Source organism: Listeria tempestatis (genome assembly GCF_963575625.1).
Classification (GTDB): Bacteria; Bacillota; Bacilli; order Lactobacillales; family Listeriaceae; genus Listeria; species Listeria tempestatis.
The window spans coordinates 1-1,456 of record NZ_CAUYTK010000025.1; the positions used below are offsets into that span (position 1 = coordinate 1).

The 1,456-nt window shown below is 37.5% G+C and carries 2 protein-coding genes and 1 pseudogene; all 3 read right to left on the reverse strand.

The window, feature by feature from the left end:
- Window positions 1-317: pseudogene (locus tag R8923_RS14200) on the reverse strand (SA1320 family protein); the annotation flags it as partial.
- Between the two features lie 17 nt (window positions 318-334).
- Window positions 335-1,153: a DUF1672 family protein gene (locus tag R8923_RS14205; RefSeq protein WP_485873417.1), complete on the reverse strand. Its 819-nt coding sequence runs from the start codon at window positions 1,151-1,153 to the stop codon at window positions 335-337.
- Window positions 1,154-1,291: 138 nt separating this feature from the next.
- Window positions 1,292-1,456: WXG100 family type VII secretion target (locus tag R8923_RS14210; protein ID WP_485873418.1), on the reverse strand; the 165-nt coding region annotated here is incomplete at its 5' end.

A 1,456-nucleotide genomic window follows, 5' to 3' on the forward strand; every position in this document is an offset into this window, starting at 1 on the left:
TAAGCTTTATCCGCCGCTTTTAGTTGATCATCAGGAATATTTCCAGGAAGCGTAGCATCGGTAATAATATCCCGCCCCCCGTCTTTTTGTCCTTGTGTGCCTTGGAAAATCATGCCGACTTCGCCTGTTTTGGTGTTTTCCACAATCATATAGTCGAGTCCGGATTTTGTGTTATACACGCCCTCTTTAACTAAATATGCTCTTTTTTCTCCATTCACATCTATATACTGTCTTTCATTCGGCTCTTCATAGACCGCTCTCCCGCTTAATTCTATAATATCCAAATCAGATGTTTTCAACTTTTCCGCTGTCGGCAATTCAATCGCCCCTTTCTCTATTTTTGAATATCTTCAACACTGATATTTTCACCATCAGGAAGCCCTACACGATTAACAATAAAGTTTTTATAAATGTCTATTGTATATACAGCTTTCGGTAGTCCAGTTTCTTTTTTTAAGTCTTCGGCAATTTTGTCCGCTTTTTCTTGTTTGGGCAGTCCACTACTTTTACTATAAAATTGAAGAGCGACATGTACGTTTTTAAAATTCTTATCTTCCTTCAGAAATAACTTACGTATCTCAGCCTGATTGATTTTAGGATTACTTATATAAGCATTGTAAGCATCATCAAAAGCTATACTTGTCGGAATAAAATAGTACGATTGTTGGTACCCCGAAGATTGTGTTTTATCTATAGTTTTTTGGTTCAAACCCTGCAAATTATACTTTTCCGCTTCTTTTTCAGCAAATAAATCCAATCTTTTAAATTCTTCTTCATATGCCTTTGCATACAAACCACTTACTATCGCGGACTCAACTTCCCCTTCTTGCGAATAAACACTACCCGGCGGGTCAAGCTCTTTTTTCTGCATATCAAGCCCCACAATCACAGAGGTATGAAACTTAATTGGTTCCTCTGCTTCTACTTTTACAACCGCCGCATCTCTTGCGGGTACTACATTGTTCACTTTCACATTAGTTTTATATGTATCTTTCATATAGGCGATAGCTCGCTTTTTAATTTCTGCCTCATTCTTTTCAACAATTGGTTTAGATTTGTCACCATCAACTAGTCTAAACCCTTGTCCTTCATACTCCGCAACAGGTGTTGTCCCGTCGTCTGTTTTCTTTTCTTTTTCATCTGACTGCCCCATAAATGAACACCCTCCTAATAAAATTGATAAACCAATAATAGAAATGGCTATTTTTTTTCCGTTCATTGTCACGCCCCGTTTCTCTATTTATATAAGAAATGCCTCTTATAGTATACAATAAGAGGCACTCTTTTAAAATTAAAACCCGAAATTCTGTGATAATTGTTGGTCTTGTTCTTCCACTGCACTCGCCGTTTTTTGAAGTTGTTGTTCGATTTGATCCATTAAATTCGCGAACTCTGTCACTTTTGGTTTTAGTTGATTGAATTGGTCGTCAAAACGTGCGAACGCTTGCCCTTCCCA

Coding starts and splice junctions, on each gene's coding strand:
- R8923_RS14205 (WP_485873417.1), bottom strand. CDS start 1,153: ATGGGGCAGTCAGATGAAAAAGAAAAGAAAACAGACGACGGGACAACA.